Below are 17,744 nucleotides of genomic sequence, written 5' to 3' on the forward strand. Positions count from 1 at the left end.
TCAAAAAACACTGATTTATGGGTATTTCTGCCTATTTATACTCACTAAAAAGTGAATTTGCCATCAAACTGTCAAACTCAGGACTAACTTTTTAAAAAGTTTTTCAGGAAAATTCATTTATTTTTTGACATTTTTTCAAAAAATAAATGAATTTTTTTAAATTTAAAATAAAATTACTTTAAATATGAATCTAATAAATTTACACACAAGAAGCGAATATACATTTTTATCATCAACGATCAAATTAGACTCCTTGATTGATTTTGCGCTCAAAAATAACCTAAAAACATTGGTGCTAACTGATTTTAACACGATGTTTGGGGTTCCAAAATTCTACAAATTATGTAAGGAAAACGGGATCAATCCTGTAATTGGCCTTGAAATTGAAATTGAAAAATTTCATTTTATTTTGCTTGCAAAAAACTATCAAGGCTATGTTTTTTTGTCGACAATCTCGACCAAAAAAACAAAAAATGAGGACATTTTTCTTGGCAACTTACTAAATCAAGACAATATAATTATTATTGACCACCCCAGAAAAGGTTTTTACTGGCAAAAAAAGGTGCAATTATCAACTTTTTTAGGACAGAATAATTTAAAAAACTACTATATTGTCGAAAATAATCCTAAAATTAGCAATGCAATTTATGTCCAAGAACGAAATGTGCTTCATGCATCAGAGAAAATTTATTTAGAAGCCCTTTACAAAATCAAAGGCGAAACTTTTGATGCAAGCCAAAAATTGTACGATTTTGATGACTGAGAAGTTGAGATTGAGCCTGAAATTATCAAGAGAACAAACGCTCTTGTTGAAAATATTAAAATTGAATTTCCTAAATTTGGCATTAATTTGCCAAATTTAGACCAAACAGGCCAAGGCGATCCTGATATTATTTTAAAAAATGTTTTAATTGAAGCAATAAACAAAAAAAGAACTGAACTTGAAAATTACAACTACTCCTCAAGGTTAAAATATGAATATAAAATAATTTCTGAACTAAAATTCAGTAACTATTTTTTGATAATTTGAGATTTACTTAAATGAGCAAGAGAAAATAATATTCTAATTGGTCCAGGTCGAGGTTCGGCTTCTGGATCGCTTGTTGCTTATTTATTAGATATTACCGCCGTTAATCCTTTAAAATATAACCTAATTTTTGAAAGATTTTTGAATCCTAAACGAATATCAATGCCCGATATTGACATTGATATTCAAGATACTCGTCGAAATGAGGTAATTGATTATCTTTTTCAAAAATATGGTCCAGAGCATTGTGCGACAATCATCACTTTTTCGACACTTGCGGCAAAAAGTATTTTTCGTGATATTTCAAAAGGCTTTGGTATTCCTGAGGTTCAAATTAATAAAAATGCTAAATTAATTAGTGCAAATATGACCTTAGCTCAACTTTATCAAAATACTAAGTCCGGATTTTACAAACTAATCCAAAAAGGCGACAATTTTCAAGGCCAAGACAACAGTGCAATTTACAAAAAAATCTATGAAATCAGTGTCTTTTTGGAAGGAATGCCCCGTCAGTCATCAACTCATGCAGCCGGAATTGTTCTTTCAAAAAGACCAATTTCTCAGCTAGTTCCACTTCATTACTCAAAGGAAAATCTTAATCAGATTCAGTATTCTGCTGAATTTATTGAAGATTTTTCACTTTTGAAAATTGACCTTTTAGGTCTAAAAAATTTAACTATTGTGGCAAATATTCTTGCCGAAATTAATAAAAAAGGTCACAATTTGCAATTTAATGAGCTTCCTATCTATGATAAAAGTGCAAATAAACTTTTATCTGAAGGAAAAACAAGCGGAATTTTCCAACTTGAATCGCCCGGAATGACAACAAGTATTAAAAAAATCGGCGTAAATTCAATTAATGATGTTGTTGCGGTAATTTCTCTTTATCGACCTGGACCAATTAAGCAAATTCCGACCTATGCAACAAACAAAGAAAGTAGAAATTGGCCTAAATATTTTCTTGAGTATGACAAAATTCTTGAGTCAACTTTTGGAGTTATTATTTACCAAGAGCAAATTATGGAAATTTGTCAAGTTGTTGCAGGTTTTGATTTGGCTCAGGCAGACATAATTCGTGTTGCTATTTCCAAAAAAGATGAATCAAAACTAGAACAAATTAAGAAACATTTCCTTGAAGGAGGTGCTAAATTAGGCCGTGATCCTAAATTAGTCGCTGAAATTTATGATAAAATTTATGAATTTGCTGACTATGGTTTTAATAAAGCCCACGCGGTTGCTTATGCAAATTTAGCCTATAAAATGGCTTATTTAAAAGCTAAGTTTCCCCTTTATTTTTTTGCTGAACTTATTTCAAATGAAAACGGGGCGCAAGCAAACATTAAAAAATATGTTGAAGAAGCAAAAAAAGAAGCAAAAAATTTTGGCATTCAGATTTTACAGCCAAATATTAACTTTTCTTCCCACAAGGCGACTTATTCTGAACAAAATAGCACGATTTACCTCCCACTTTTAATGATAAAAGGTCTTGGAGTAATTGCGATTAAATCAATTGTTGAAGAACGTGAAAAAAATGGAAAATATAAGTCTTTCCTTGATTTTATAAGACGAATGAAAATAATTAATTTTTCAAAAGTTGTAATTGAAAAATTAATTTTTGCAAATTCACTAAAAGAATTTGCAAATCAAGAAACATTAGCTCATAATTTAGATTTACTTTGAAATCATGCTACTTTAGTCTTAACTGATAAAGATGGAAATTTGGTTGCCCTTGAAAATAACAGCGAAACTGAATCAAATTTGCTTGAAAAACTACCTTATAATGAAGATGAAAACTACGAAAATGAAATAAAATATCTCGGAATGTCTTTTATTGAAAAAAAACAGGCTCCGATTGTTGCAGGTCAAACTCCGCTTAAAGATTTAAGACCTAATAATGAATATTTATTATATCTTGAGTTAAAAAATGTAAAAGAATATGTTAAAAACGGCTATACACTTTATCATCTAACTCTAACAGATGGAGAAACGACAATCGGCGTCTATTCAAAAAATCCGTATTATTATTCACTTGAATTAGGAAAAAACTATAAATTTAAATTACTTCTAAGAAATGATGGAAAATATTCAATAAAAAAATAATTACAGAATAAAGTTGACAATTATGGATAAAAAAATTTTGCTAATTGATGGAAATTGACTTGCTTTTAAGTCATTTTTTGCTGGTTACTACGGAAATCAGCTAGTTAATTCTAAAGGTGATATGACTTTTGCAATTCATATTTTCTTTAATACCGTTTTTAAATTAATTAAACTTGTTGAGCCAAACAATATCTATTTTGCATTCGATTTTGGCTCAACAACTAATCGACACCAAAGCTATCCTGATTACAAAAAAGGTAGACAAAAACCACCTGATTCTTTATTTTTCCAAATAAATATAATCAAAAAAATCCTTAGTTTATCAGGGTTTTTTTGATCACAGGACAGCGAATTTGAGGCTGATGATTTAATTGCTTCTATGCAAAAAATAATAAGAAATGCTAAGCCTGAAACAGAAATTTTTATTTTTAGTTCAGACCAAGATTTACTACAATTAGTTGATGAAAAAACAACTATTATTAATAAAATTAAAAATGACTCTATTAACGCAGTTAATTTGGAAAATTTTCACCAAAATTTTGGGATTAATCCTGAGCAAATTGTTGATTTTAAAGTTTTAGCAGGTGATAGTTCTGATAATATTAAGATAATTGATGGTCTAGGAGCAAAAGGCGCAATAAAATTACTTGAAAAATATAAAAATGTAGATAACATTTTGGAAAATCTTGATAAAATTAGTGCGAAATTGTCAAAACAAATCGAGGAAAAAAAGGACAAAATAGTGTTTTTTAAAGATTTTATTAGATTAAATTATGGTGCCAAATTTGATTTTGATATTTTTAAGAGTTTAAATATCAAAATTTGTCCTGATTTACTAGAAATTTTAAACGAACTTGAGTTGAAAAAAGTTAGTGATGCTCTAATTGAATTATCTAAAAGGAAAATTTATTAACACAAATTTAATCTAAAATGAAGAAATCTATTTTATTCCCGCTTATTTTTGCAGGATCGGCGGCAGCTATTGGAGCTGGTGCATATTTTATTTATAGTTCACCTACCGGAGAACAAAATGGAACGGGAGTTATTATAAATAAAGGTAGTCAAACATCGCCTAGGAAAAACTTATCCGCTTCGGTTGATGATACTAAAAAACAAGACCAAAATGAACAAAAAACTCCAGAATCTGAAAAAAATCCGCAAAATGATAATAACCAATCAATTCGCGTTGGTTTTTGAAACGTTTTAAATTACACAAATAAATCAAAAAATCCAAATAGTGCAAAAACTTATGCTCTTGCTAATGTTATAAATTCTTCTGGAAGTGATGTTGTTGGTCTTGCCGAAATTACTACAACTGGTGATGGGACTGATATTGTAAAAGAACTTCAAATATTAAACCCTTACGCTGGTTGAAAACAAATAACTACTGACAAATATGGGAAAACAAACCAACAGGAAAAATACACTTTTTTATATAAGTCTTCGCTTCTTGAAACAATAAATTTTGAAGGAAGTTCTAATCCATACTTAATTCAAAACGGTACAAATTTAACATGAGCTCGACCGGTCGCGGCTGTTAAATTTAAAACTAAAACTAATATTAAAAATGATTTTACTTTAGCAGTTGGTCATTTTGATGCGCCGGGCAATAAAAGTAAAAGTCGTAATGAAAAAGCTGATTCTGAAGCTCCTGGTCAAGGTGAACAAGAAGCAAATGAAGCTCGTGATTTAGCGAATGTTTTAACTGAAATTGACAAAAAAGATGGCCAAAATAATGAAATAATCTTCATGGGTGATACAAATATTCGTGGTGAAAACACCGAAAAATTATTTAAGTCAACATTAGAGTCATACCAATCGCTCCTTAATAAAGATGAAAAAACAAGTTTATCTTCTAAAGATTTTGGTGAATATGCAAATTCTTATGACAAAATTTTTTATAAAGGTGATTTAAAGACAAAAAACGCACAAAAATACGACCTGTATTCAATTTTTGAGAAAAAAATAGTCGATTTAGAAAAATATGACAAAATGCGAAAACAAGATAATAGATCAACAAAGTATAAAGTCGGAGATCCAAAAGATATAAATAGAATTAGGGCGATTTCAGACCATACAATGGTTTATTTTGATCTTGAATTAAGCGAATCTGACAAAGACTAAAATAGATAATTTTTTCCCCAATTAATCAAAAAAGCTTATGAATTTCAGCGTTTTTCCTCAAAATGTTAGTCATTAATAAAAAATCCAACTTTAGTTTATTGTGGTTTACATAATTGTACTTTTATTGCTTTTTATTAAGTCCAAAAAGTACAAATTCGAATAGCAAAAAATAATTTTGTTGATTGACAAAATGAAAAAAATTTCATTCAAAATGATCCAAATTTTCTTTTTTACCAAAGGGGAAAATATTAAAAAATGGATTGAAGGACAAATTTTACATCCAGAAAACCTGGATTTTTATATTAAAAAGTTATTCACTGAACCTTCAAAGTTTCACCACAAAAATTAAAAAATTAGTAAATTTAATTGACAAATTGTCGAAATTACGATGAAAAATAGAAAAAACTAGTTCAAAAATATCAATTTGATTCTCAAGTAATTTGTCATAATGATTTACAGTTTAAAAATATTATTGTTTCTAAAACAATAAATTAGTAGAAAAATATAAAAATGTAGATAACATTTTGAAAAATCTTGATAAAATTAGTGCAAAATTGTCAAAACAAATGAGGAAAAAAGGGACAAAATAGTGTTTTTTAAACATTTTATTAGATTAAATTACGGTGCTAAATTTAATTTTGATATTTTTGAGAGTTTAAATATCAAAATTTGTCCTGATTTACTAGAAATTTTAAACGAACTTGAGTTAAAAAAGTTAGTGATGCTCTAATTGAATTATCTAAAAGGAAAATTGATTAACACAAATTTAATCTAAAATGAAAAAAGCTATTTTATTCCCACTTCTTTTTGCAGGATCGGCGACAGCTGTTGGCGCTGGTGGATATTATATTTATAGTACATCTACCGGAGAACAAACTGGAAAGGGAGTTATTATAAATAAAAGTAGTCAAACATCGCCTAGAAAAGACTTGTCTGCTTCGGTTGATGAGACTCAAAAACAAGACCTAAATCAAGAAAACACGCAAGAACCTGAAAAGAATGTAGAAAAAGACTTGTCCGATTCGGTTGAAGAGACTAAAAAGAAAGACCTAAATCAAGAAAAAAGCCAAGAACCTGAAAATAATGTAGAAAAAGACTTGTCCACCTCGATCGACGAGACTAAAAAGCAAGATCTAAATCCAGAAAAAAGCCAAGAATCTGGAAAAAATGTAGAAACAGACTTGTCCACCTCGACCAATGAGGCTCAAAAACAAGACCTAAATCAAGAACAAAGTCAAGAACCTGAAAAAAATGTAAAAACAGACTTGTCTACTACGGTTAATGAAGCTCAAAAGCAAGACCTAAATCAAGAAAAAACTCCAGAACCTGAAAAAAATCAAGAAAAAGATTTTTCCACTTCGGTTGAAGAGACTAAAAAGCAAGACCTAAATCAAGAAAAAACTCCAGAACCTGAAAATAATGTAGAAAAAGACTTGTCCACCTCGATCGACAAGACTCAAAAGCAAGACCAAAGTCAAGAACCTGAAAAAAATATGCAAAATGATAATAGCCAATCAATTCGCGTAGGTTTTTGAAACGTTAAAGATTACACAAACAAAACAACAAAACCAAACAGTGCCAAAACTTATGCTCTTGCTACTGTTATAAATTCTTCTGGAAGTGATGTTGTTGGACTTGCCGAAATCGAGTCAACTGGTGATGGGACTGATATTGTAAACGAACTTGAGAAATTAAACCCCGACGCTGGTTGAAAACAAATAACTACTGGCAAGTATGGTAAAGTAAACCAACAAGAAAAATACACTTTTTTATATAAGTCCTCACTTCTTGAAACAATAAATTTTGCGACAAATTCCAATCCTTACTTAATTCAAGAAGGTATAAATTTAAAGGAATGGGCTCGACCCGTTGCGGCTGTTAAATTTCAAACTAAAACTAATATTAAAAATGATTTTACTTTAGCAGTTGGTCATTTTGATGCCCCAGGTCCATATAAAAAGCGTAATGAAAAGGCTGATTCTAAAGCTTCTAAACAAGGCGAACAAGAAGCGGGTGAAGCTCGTGATTTAGCTAATGTTTTAACTGAAATTGACAAAAAAGATGGTCTAAATAATGAGATAATCTTCATGGGTGACACAAATATTTATGGTAAAAACACCGAACAATTATTTAAGTCAACATTAGAATCATACCAATTACTTCTAGATAAAGATGAAAAAACAACCTTATCTTCTAAAAAATTTGGTGAATATACAAATTCTTTTGATAAAATTTTTTATAAAGGCGATTTAAAGACAAAAAATGCACAAAAATACGACTTATTTCCAATTTTTGAGAAAAATATAGTCGATTTAGGAAAATATGACCAAATGCGACAGCAAGATAAGAGACCAACGAAAGATAAAACTGGGAATCCAAAAGATGTAGATAGAATTAGGGGAATTTCAGATCATACAATGGTTTATTTTGACCTTGAATTAAGCGAGTCTGACAATAATTAAAATAAATAATTTTTTCTCGATTAATCAAAAAACCTATGAATTTCAGCGTTTTTCCTCCAAATATTAGTGCATCGATAAAAAATCCAACTTTGATTTATTGTGGTTTACATAATTGTACTTTTATAGCTTTTTATCAAGGCCAAAAAGTACAAATTCGAATAGCAAAAAATAATTTTGTTGATTGACAAAATGAAGAAAATTTCATTCAAAATGATCCAAATTTTCTTTTTTACCAAAATGGAAATTACATTAAAAAATGGATTGAAGGACAAATTTTAGATTCAGAAAACTTAGATTTTTATATTGAAAAGTTATTCACTGAACTTTCAAAGTTTCATCAACAAAAAAATCAAAAAATTACTAAATTTGATTGACAAATTGACGAGATTAACGATGAAAAATACAAAAAACTAGTTCAAAAATATCAATTTGATCCTCAAGTTATTTGTCATAACGATTTACAGTTTAAAAATATTATCGTCTCTAAAACAGATCTTTATTTTATTGATTTTGAATGAATTAGGCACAATGACCCTTATTTTGACTATGTTTCTTTGCATTTAAATTTAGGAATTTCCGCTGATAAAATTATTGAATTTTTTGGTCTAAGCACTGAAAAATTCAGTGATTTTATATATTTATACAAGATTTTTACAAACTTTTGAAATAAAAAGTGGTATGTTTAGCATTAATTTTGACAACCTCTTTTTATAGGTAAACTTAAATTTTTAAACTGATTTTGATAGTATTTTTTCTTATTTTTTAACTTATTTTTCAAAATTATTAATTAAAAAATAAGTTAAAACACTTACGTTTTTTGCTTTTTATGGTAAAATTTTAACGTAACTTGTCGGAGAAAAAATATAATGTCAAAAGATTATCAAGCTGAAAATATTGTTGTTTTAGAAGGTCTAGAAGCTGTTCGCAAACGTCCTGGAATGTATATTGGTGGAACTGGAATTAACGAATTACACCATTTAGTTTGAGAAGTTGTTGACAATGCTGTTGATGAAGCTCTTGCTGGTTTTGCATCTAAAATTACCTTAACAATTATAGATGATAATACAATAAGTATTGAGGATAACGGGCGTGGAATTCCGGTTGGAATTCACCCAAAACATGGTGTTTCTGCTGCTGAAGTTGTTTTTACCGTTCTTCATTCAGGTGGAAAATTTGATGGAAAATCCTATAAAGTTTCGGGCGGACTACATGGAGTTGGTGCCTCAGTTGTCAATGCCTTAGCTAAAAATTTAAAAGTTTATATTAAACGTGAAGGCAAGTTGTGGTTTCAAGAATATGTAAATGGCGGCCAAAAACTTGGTGATTTAAGTCCAATTGCTGACTTGGAAAAAAATGAAACAGGAACAACTATTATTTTTCAGCCCGACTTTGAAATTTTGGAAAAAAATAATTTTCAACTTTTAACAATCGTAAATCGTATTAAAAACACAGCCTACTTGACTCAAGGAATCGAGTTTGTAATTATTGACAAGAGAAATGGATTTAATCAAAGTTTTTGCTACAATGGCGGAATTCGTGATTATGTTTCTGATCTTAGCAAGGATTTTGAAAAAGTTAGTGACAAAATCATTTATGCTGAAGGTGAATTTGAGCATAATGATGAAATTATCAAAATCGAAGTTGCCTTAAACTATATAAGTGAAGATCACGAGCAAATCAAATCATATACAAATAATATTCACAATATTGAAGGCGGAACTCACGAACTGGGACTATCAGACTCACTTTTAAGAATTCTAAATAATTATGCAATTAATAATAAATTTATTAAATCTGAAGCAGATAAATTCGATAAACAAGATATAAAAGACGGTCTAATTGCAATTATTTCGGTTAAGCATACAAATCCTATTTTTGAGGGTCAAACAAAAGCAAAACTAAATAACAAAGAAGTTCGTCCACTTGTAAACAGAACTCTAAGTGCTACTCTTGAACGGTTTTTAGCTGAAAATCCAGAAAATGCCGACAAAATTATTAAAAGAAATCTACTAGCCCAAAAAGCAGCTCGGGCTGCTAAATCTGCTCGCGAAGCAGTAAAGCGTAAATCAGCCTTTGATGTAGGAACACTTCCAGGAAAACTTGCTGATTGTTCAACAAAAGATCCCCAAATCGCTGAATTATATATAGTTGAGGGAAACTCAGCTGGCGGGAGTGCCAAAATGGGTCGCGATCGTAATTTTCAAGCAATTTTACCTTTGCGAGGAAAAGTGATTAACTCACAACGTTTTCAACTTGAAAAAGTTTTACGCAATGAGGAAATTATTTCAATGATCACCGCTTTTGGTACTGGAGTTGGTCCTGAATTTAATATTAGTAAAATTAGATACCAAAAAATTATAATAATGACTGACGCTGATTCAGATGGATCTCATATTCGCTCGTTACTTTTGACATTTTTGTTCCGTTATTTTAAAAAGTTAATTGAATATGGTTTTGTTTATATTGCAATTCCACCGCTATACAAAATTTCTTACAATAAAAAGATCGAATATGCCTATAATGATGCAGAAAAAGAGGCTATTTTAAGTAAAATTAGTGGCGAAAATCCTAAATTTAATATCCAAAGATACAAAGGTCTTGGAGAAATGAATCCTGAACAACTTTGAGAAACAACAATGGATCCAAAAACTCGTCGAATGACTCAAGTTCAAATTCATAATATCCAAGAAGTAGCACAAATTTTTGACTCCTTAATGGGTACAGACGTAACTTTGCGTAAAATTTTTATCGAAGAAAATGCCCAATATGCAAAAATTGACGTTTAATTTTTGCATATTATAAAAAAAGAGATAAAAGCTAGAAGTAATTTTTCTAGTCTTTATTCTTTTTTTCGAGTTTCCCAGATGAACTAAACAGCAAAAATCATAAAAAAATACAACTACTATTTAAACTCAATGCAAATAGAAAACTCGTTTTTATTTAAATTGAGCCTAAAAAAATATGTGAAGTTTTGAAAGAGCCATAATTAAAAGCCATAAATTTGTAGATTTCTAAACGGTCAAATTTAAGGCATTCCATCATATCTAAAAATATAATGGATAATTCGCATTATCTTATTTTAATACGACAAAAAACATAACTAATTCCTCCTTAATTCAATATCAAATTTATTAATTATTCTTAGTGAGATTTATTATAACATAATTTTATTTTTGACCAAGCATTTTTTTTTTTTTTGCAAACGTTAATTTAAAATAATAAAAATTAAGATTTTAGGTCAAAAACACTGTTTTACCGGTATTTTTGCGTATTTAGATTCACTAAAAAGTGAATTTTCGCCATCAAACCGACAAACTCAGCTCCTTTTTTTTTTTTTTTTAATTGAAAATTAGTATAATTACTATGTATAATTATGAAAATAAAATTAGTTTATAATTTAAACTATTTATTTTTTTATTTTTAGTACAACATAGGAGGTTTCTATGAATAAATCATCAAAATCCAAAACCCTTTTGCTAGCGGGGGGGGTTTCGGGACTTATCGGAGCTGGTATTGTCGGCCTTACAATCGGTCTTACAGTAAATATAAAATATAATTCTGAAAATCCAAGAACTCAAGTAAATCAGTTTGCATCTCGTGTTTCAAATTTGGCCTTTAATTTAAATGCTTTTAATGCTGATTCGGATTATAAAGACGTAAAATCAGCGCTTTTAGATGAAAGCAATAAAATTAAAAATGCCGAAAATGCTCTTGAATCCTTTTCTTTTTTTGAAAAAAAGGGTGGGAATTTAGAAAAATTAGACTTTTCTGACTCAGAATTTTCTGATGCAAAAATTAGCTACCAAATTCTAGAAATTCTCCCAGATGATGCTAACCAAAATTTTAAAGTCAAATTTCAAGCTAGCCAAAAATTACAAAATGGCGATGTTGCCAAATCTGACATTTATGAACAAGTTGTTTCTTTTGTCAAGGAATCAACTATTTTAATTGCCGAATTTAATTTTTCCTTACAAAAAATTACTAGCAGACTTAATCAACAAGTTCAAAATTTAATTTCTGCTAGAACCGCAAATTTTGCTGAGCAAAATTCAGCAACTTCAAATCCAACAGATCCTAGCACAATTAGACCAGTTGATTTTCAACATGACCTAAATAAAGCAAAAGACTCAAAAGAATTTGGTGAGAAAATTAGCTCTTATTTTCCTTCGCTTAATAATTTATTAGCTAGTCTTAAAAACTCACAGGAAAATAAACTTCCAAATTCAATGGATACAATTTTTAATTTTGATTTTGCCCGCGATAAGTCAACCGGTCAATTTATTAGCCTTCAAAATCAAGTTCCTTCATTTTTTTTAGAGGCAAATCTTACTTCAAGCGCTAGACAAATGCTTGACTCAAGTTCAAGCTTTTCTACCGTTGTAAATGCAATTAAATTAGAAAAAAACGATAAAAGTTCTTATTTTTTAAATTATTCAGATTTTTTTGATAATTTAAGTTTGAAAAATTTAACAAAAACTGACTTTAAATCAGACATGGACGACAAATTGGCTGTTGAATTTTTAGCCCAAATTAAATCTGGATTTTTTAGCGATCCAGCTCAGCGCTCTGAAAGTCTAAAGTCAGAAATTTTAGATCTTTTAAAAGACAAAAAACTTGCTTTTAGTTTTGGTAACTTTGGCCAAAAATTTAAAAATCACAACTCAAGTCAAGCTCTTAAAGTTTCATTTGATCCTTTAGAAGCAAAAATTGATGCAAGCGATAAAACAAAAGTTTTAATTCCTTATTCAATTTCAGTTAATAGCCAATTTTTCATGCCAAGCAATTCTCCACTCGAAATTAGTCAAAAAACTGGAACTCTTGAGATTAGCGGACTTAAACAATTAGAAAGCTTAGGACAGTTAAATAACGATATTTTCAAAACACGCTTTTTGGAAGGACTTGGAAAAGAAAACAAACAAAAACAGGCAGTTTTTGATCAATATGGTGCAGGAATCAAATCATCTTCACGCAAAGTTGCAAAAGAAGAAATTGAAGCTCTTTTTGGAACCAGCCCAAAAACCAATGAAATTCGCAATATTTTAGAACGTAATTACGATTTAGACTTTGGGCCTTATATTTCTTTATTAGATTCTTGAGTTGGAAAAATTAAACACCCAAGTTTATCAGACATTCAAAGAATGACCAAAGACGGGACTCAATCAACTAGAAACGCCGGAGTTTCAAGTATTGAGTCTCGTAATTTTTTCCGTGACGGACACCAAGTTGCTAGTTATTTCCAAGATTTACTAACAAAAGACAGAAAAACTTTCCTTGAAACACTTTTTGAACTTTCCAAAAAATGAGGGCTTATTGATGAGTCAAGTCAAATACCTCAAGCTCTTTTAGATTCTAAAGACAATATTTTTGAAGAAGCAAATAAAATTAGTTTAACTTCTTCAGGTGATATTAAAAAACTTTCATTCAATAATTTATGAAGAGATAGCGAAGGTATTGGTTTTTATGGAACTTTGGTTTTGCCAACAAGTGTTAAAAATGAGCTTGGAAAGAAAAAAGGTGACTCATCACTTTTTGAGTATTTAAAAACTCAAAAAGTGACAACTCAAGAATCAAATGGGACTGGAACTAATACAGAAAATTATGCCAAATTTGAAAAATTTGGCGATGTTTTATTAGCATTTTTTCTAAAAGCCGGTCAGTTTGACAACTTTAAGTCTTGGGCAAAACTTGATGACAATTTAAAATATACACTTGAATTTGTTAAGGAAGCTGAACAAGACAGAGAAGAAGTTTCTAAACAAATTGAAGAAGTAGGAAAAGAACAGGAAACTGAAGAAGCTAAAAAAGTCGAAGGCGCTCAGAACCAAGGGAAAAAAGCAGAAGGGTCACAGAATCAAGGCAAAAAAGCAGAAGGCGCTCAGAACCAAGGTAAAAAAGAAGAAAAAGTTTTACCTGTTAAATTTAGCTTCAAACTCGAATCCATCGACGGAAGTATATTAAACGTTAAAACTCCAGAAATAAAAGTATTTGTAGAACTCGAAGATGAAACTACCTATAACAATAGAAAAGAAATTGACGAGCTAGATAGAGCCGTTGTTCAACTTCAAAGCCAATTTAGAGAAACCAGCCTTGACTCAACTAAATATTCAGATTTAACTTTCCCTAAAAAAACTGAAGGTGCACAAAATCAAGGGAAAAAAGCTGAGGGAGCACAGAACCAAGGTAAAAAGGCAGAAGGTGCACAAAATCAAGGCAAAAAAGCTGAAGGAGCTCAAAATCAAGGTAAAAAATCAGAAGGCACTCCAAACCAAGGTAAAAAGGCAGAAGGTGCACAAAATCAAGGCAAAGCTGACACAAATAGCCTTACAAGTTACCTTCCTGAATTAGGGAAAAAAGTTGAAGAATACCTCGAAACTCATTTTAAAGATAAAAATTATAAAACCCTAGTTGAATCAATTTCAGACTCATTTGGCAGAACTACTAAAGAACTATTTTTTGTTTTAGTAAAAGATGAAACTAGTTCAAGTTCAGGTTCATCTACAACTACAGCAACCCCTCAAAAAAGATCAACTCTAAGAGTTAAAATTACTATTAGTGAATCTAAAACCGCCACCCCAGCGACAACAAACGCCTCAAGCACCTCAACAACAGCAGCAACAACTGTCAGTAGCAGCAGCTAAATAATTTTCAAAATAGGAGAAAAAAATGAAACTATTAAAAAAGCCTTTTTGATTAGTATCAACAATTTTAGGATCAGCAATTGCACTAAGCGCTGTTATTGGGATCCCAGTAGGTCTAAAAGCCTATAATAATTCTTATTATTCATTTTTAAATGAAAGTCCAACAGAGCAAGCCCTTGCAAATACAGCCAGCGTTTCAAGTGAACAATTTAGTACAATTGTCTCAAATTTAAAACTAAATCCAAATATTGCTAATATTTCAGCAAAAACTGCACTTGCGGCAGCCAAAAGTAGACTTTACCAATTTGATTTAAGCTCAGGTTTTGATTTTGGTGATCTAAAATCAAAAGACTACCAAATTAGTTTTAATTTTGAAAATGCCGTTGCTGATGGTAATTCAATTAAAAATGTTGTAGTTTTTGCCCGTTCAGAAAAAGAACAAATTACTTATTCAAAACAAATTGAACTCAAAGGTTTTGCAGCTAGTGATCAAGCCAGCGGTGATCTTGATAAATTTCAAGTTGATGAGTCAAAATCTTTTATTGATGTCTCAAGAAGTAATCTTTTACAAGCAGAATTTGAAAATAAATTAAAAACAAATTTCGAAAAATCAACAAGAATTGTCAATAATTTTTCAAAACTTGAAAGCACACTGGCTACTTCTGGGGCTAGTCTTAGTCTTTATAATTCTTTAGATGAGCCAATTTTCTTGGATAGTGATTATAGTCTGGAAGTTGTTCTTGATTCTAAAGAGCAATTATCTTTTACACAAAAAGATAAAAAATTATTTTTAGATGTTAATTTAGTTAATAAAAAAGATAACAAAACTAAAAAATTAAGTCTTGAAATTCGTGGTTTAATTGATCCTGATGAGTTCAAATCAACTCTATCAACTTGACTTGAAAATCATTTCAGTGGAAACATTAAAATGAAAGAAGTCCTTCAAGATGCACTAATCAAAGACAAAACCACATTAGTTGATTTTTTATACAATAAAAAATCAGGAACAAATACTGCCGGTATTATTGAAAAACCAGTTAGTGAACTTTTTGAAATTGATTTAAGCCAATTAAGTCCAAGAACGAAATTTGGGACTTTTGATCTCAAAATTGAACCAAAACTTTTTGATGCAACCAAAATTAGTCAAGCTGACCAACAAAAACTTCTTAAAGACAAAAAAGTTCGCTTTGAACTTGATATTAACTTTAGCCGTCAAGACAGCCAATTAGAACAAAAAACAACCGTTTATCTTGATGTTGTTGTTGATTTAAATAAATACGAGCAAGCCTTAGGACAAGTTCTTGGATCAGTAAATTCAGTTCAAGAATTTAGCCTCAAAGATCAAAGTGGACCAAGAACACTTTCAACTAATGAAATCAAAGAAACAGTTAACCAACTTTTTGAACTAGCAAAAACTGCTGACAACTTGGAAAATCCTAGCGATGAAGTTGTTACAAATGTATTTTTACTTGACAATGGTAGATTCCCAACAACTAAGGAAATTAAAAAATCAAAAGAAGATCTTAAAAAAGTAATACAAGAAGCTAAAGCAAAAGCTAGCTCAATTAGCTCACAATCTGTAAATGTTTCTAATTTTGCTGAAGAAGGATCAAATACAACTACTAATTCAACTGGTGATTCAGCTCCAGCTACTGATTCGACTAATGGCTCAGGTACAACCGGTGACTCAAATACTAATACAGCATCAGGTAATGGTTCAACTTCAGCTACTGAATCTGCTCCTAATCCAACCCCTGAATCAGCTCAAAAAATTGGAACTAATGTTTGGACAACACTAAACACAGCTTCAATTTACAATCTTAATGATGCAAAAGTTGAATACCAAATTGAAGTTAAAGAAGATCACCAATTAGTTTTTGACTTTCAATTAGTTTCAACTAATGATGATTCAAAAGTTCTTGCTTCTTCCCAAATTGTTGTTAATAATGTTATTAACTCTGAAAAATCAGCTTATGATATTATTAAAAAATATAATCCTTCCTTATTTTTAGACCCAATTAGTTTAGAAAATACTGATAAAGATGGCAAAGTTAATTTATTTGACCCTGAAAACAAAAATTTAGCTTTCCACTCTGAACAAGCAAGAAGAACTGCTGATGGTCTTGAGCTTACAAAACCTTTAAAATTTCAAGATATTCAAGCCGAAGATTCTAAACCTGAGGCTACTAAAACTGAAGTTACAAAAACGGACACAGCAAAACCAGTAGCGACAAAAACTGAGGCAACAAAAACAGAAGCCACTAAGCCTGTAGCTACAAAACCAGAGGCTACTAAAACCGAAGCATCTAAACCAAAGGTGACTCTAAAACCATTTTCACGTGTTGATTCAGGTGCGGTTTATTTGGCTTTTAGCGCCAAAGGTATTTCTGATGGAAAACAACACTATCTTTTGTCAGATAAAGACGGAAAAGGAATTTTTATCCAAAAACTTGAAACAAAAGAGGGCGAAAAACCAGTTTATGTCATTGGAATGGATTATAAACAGCTTGCAAATTATGTTTATTTAAAACAACAGTTTGGGAGCAAAAAACTCGGAATTAGTGCCTATACTCAATTGTTTGGTGGTTCTACTGATTTATTAAGAGTTCTTGACAAACAACAAGTTCTAGTTACATCAGGAATTTCTAGGGCAAATACAACCCAAGGAAGTAACCGTTCTACTAATTCGCAACTAAAACCTTCTTTATACTTGCATAATTCATGAGACGGATTTGCTTTATTCCCTACTATTCCTCCAAAAATGTTGTATGAAAAAACCGAGATTTTTCTTGGCAAAACAACACCCAAACCAACAGTTCCAACAATAAATGACACTGCAAATAACGTCTATTATAGCCAATCTTTTTACTCACCAAAAGAAGAAACTGATGTTACAAAAAATAAAAATTTAATTGAAGAGGATGCAAATCTTTTATTAGAAATAATAAAAACTCCTTTTTCAATAACCCTAAGTTTATATTCTTCCAACGCTGAAGATCCTAAAAATTACAAAGAAGTTGGCGATGTTATTTATAATATCGACCCTTCGAAAACTTGAAATCCTTTCCCAAACTACTTTAATTTAGATTGAGACCAAATAGGTCCAGTTGAAGCAAAACCAGCTGAACCAGTGACAAAAGAACCAGTGGCAGAACAAACTCCTGAGTCTGCAAAATCTCAATCTACAATTACATTAAAAGCTTTTGCCGTTTTTGATCACCCTGATTTTACAAGTGGTAAAACTTCTCTTGCTCGTCAAGAAATAGTTGATGCATTTATTGATTCTTACATTAAAAAATAGTTTTTATTAAAGTTTGCCAAAAAAACCTATGAATCCATAGGTTTTTTTGATTTTTGAGAAAGAAAAAGTTCAAAAATTCTTAACTCAAACTT

General features: G+C 30.3%; 9 protein-coding genes. All 9 read left to right on the forward strand.

All coding sequences use genetic code 4. From position 1 onward, the window contains the following. Positions 1-184: 184 nt before the first annotated feature. The 9 genes from dnaE (at position 185) to R7X45_RS02150 (ending at position 17,652) form a co-directional block, all read left to right on the forward strand. Positions 185-3,127: a DNA polymerase III subunit alpha gene (dnaE, locus tag R7X45_RS02110; protein ID WP_318055737.1), complete on the forward strand. Its 2,943-nt coding sequence runs from the start codon at positions 185-187 to the stop codon at positions 3,125-3,127. Positions 3,128-3,149: 22 nt separating this feature from the next. Beyond that, positions 3,150-4,040 carry a 5'-3' exonuclease gene (locus R7X45_RS02115; RefSeq protein ID WP_318055738.1) on the forward strand — a complete coding sequence of 297 codons (891 nt, stop codon included), beginning with the start codon at positions 3,150-3,152 and terminating at the stop codon, positions 4,038-4,040. A 17-nt stretch (positions 4,041-4,057) separates the two neighbouring features. Beyond that, entirely contained in the window at positions 4,058-5,251 is a 1,194-nt protein-coding gene (locus R7X45_RS02120; RefSeq protein ID WP_313359343.1) for an endonuclease/exonuclease/phosphatase family protein, read from the forward strand. A 190-nt stretch (positions 5,252-5,441) separates the two neighbouring features. Continuing rightward, positions 5,442-5,600, forward strand: coding sequence for a hypothetical protein (locus R7X45_RS02125; protein WP_313359342.1), 159 nt, complete (start codon positions 5,442-5,444; stop codon positions 5,598-5,600). 427 nt (positions 5,601-6,027) lie between these two features. Beyond that, positions 6,028-7,713, forward strand: a complete 1,686-nt coding sequence (locus R7X45_RS02130; protein WP_318055739.1) for an MnuA family membrane nuclease — start codon at positions 6,028-6,030, stop codon at positions 7,711-7,713. 35 nt (positions 7,714-7,748) lie between these two features. After that, entirely contained in the window at positions 7,749-8,399 is a 651-nt protein-coding gene (locus tag R7X45_RS02135) for a phosphotransferase (RefSeq protein ID WP_313359340.1), read from the forward strand. Positions 8,400-8,579: 180 nt separating this feature from the next. Then, positions 8,580-10,499, forward strand: coding sequence for a DNA gyrase subunit B (locus tag R7X45_RS02140; RefSeq protein WP_313359339.1), 1,920 nt, complete (start codon positions 8,580-8,582; stop codon positions 10,497-10,499). A 657-nt stretch (positions 10,500-11,156) separates the two neighbouring features. Further along, on the forward strand, positions 11,157-14,351 hold the full coding sequence (locus R7X45_RS02145) for a P97 family adhesin (protein WP_334308812.1): 3,195 nt from the start codon (positions 11,157-11,159) through the stop codon (positions 14,349-14,351). Between the two features lie 25 nt (positions 14,352-14,376). Then, positions 14,377-17,652: a P110/LppT family adhesin N-terminal domain gene (locus R7X45_RS02150; protein WP_318055740.1), complete on the forward strand. Its 3,276-nt coding sequence runs from the start codon at positions 14,377-14,379 to the stop codon at positions 17,650-17,652. Positions 17,653-17,744: the final 92 nt, after the last annotated feature.

This window comes from Mesomycoplasma ovipneumoniae (assembly GCF_033343935.1).
Classification (GTDB): domain Bacteria; phylum Bacillota_I; class Bacilli_A; order Mycoplasmatales; family Metamycoplasmataceae; genus Mesomycoplasma; species Mesomycoplasma ovipneumoniae_G.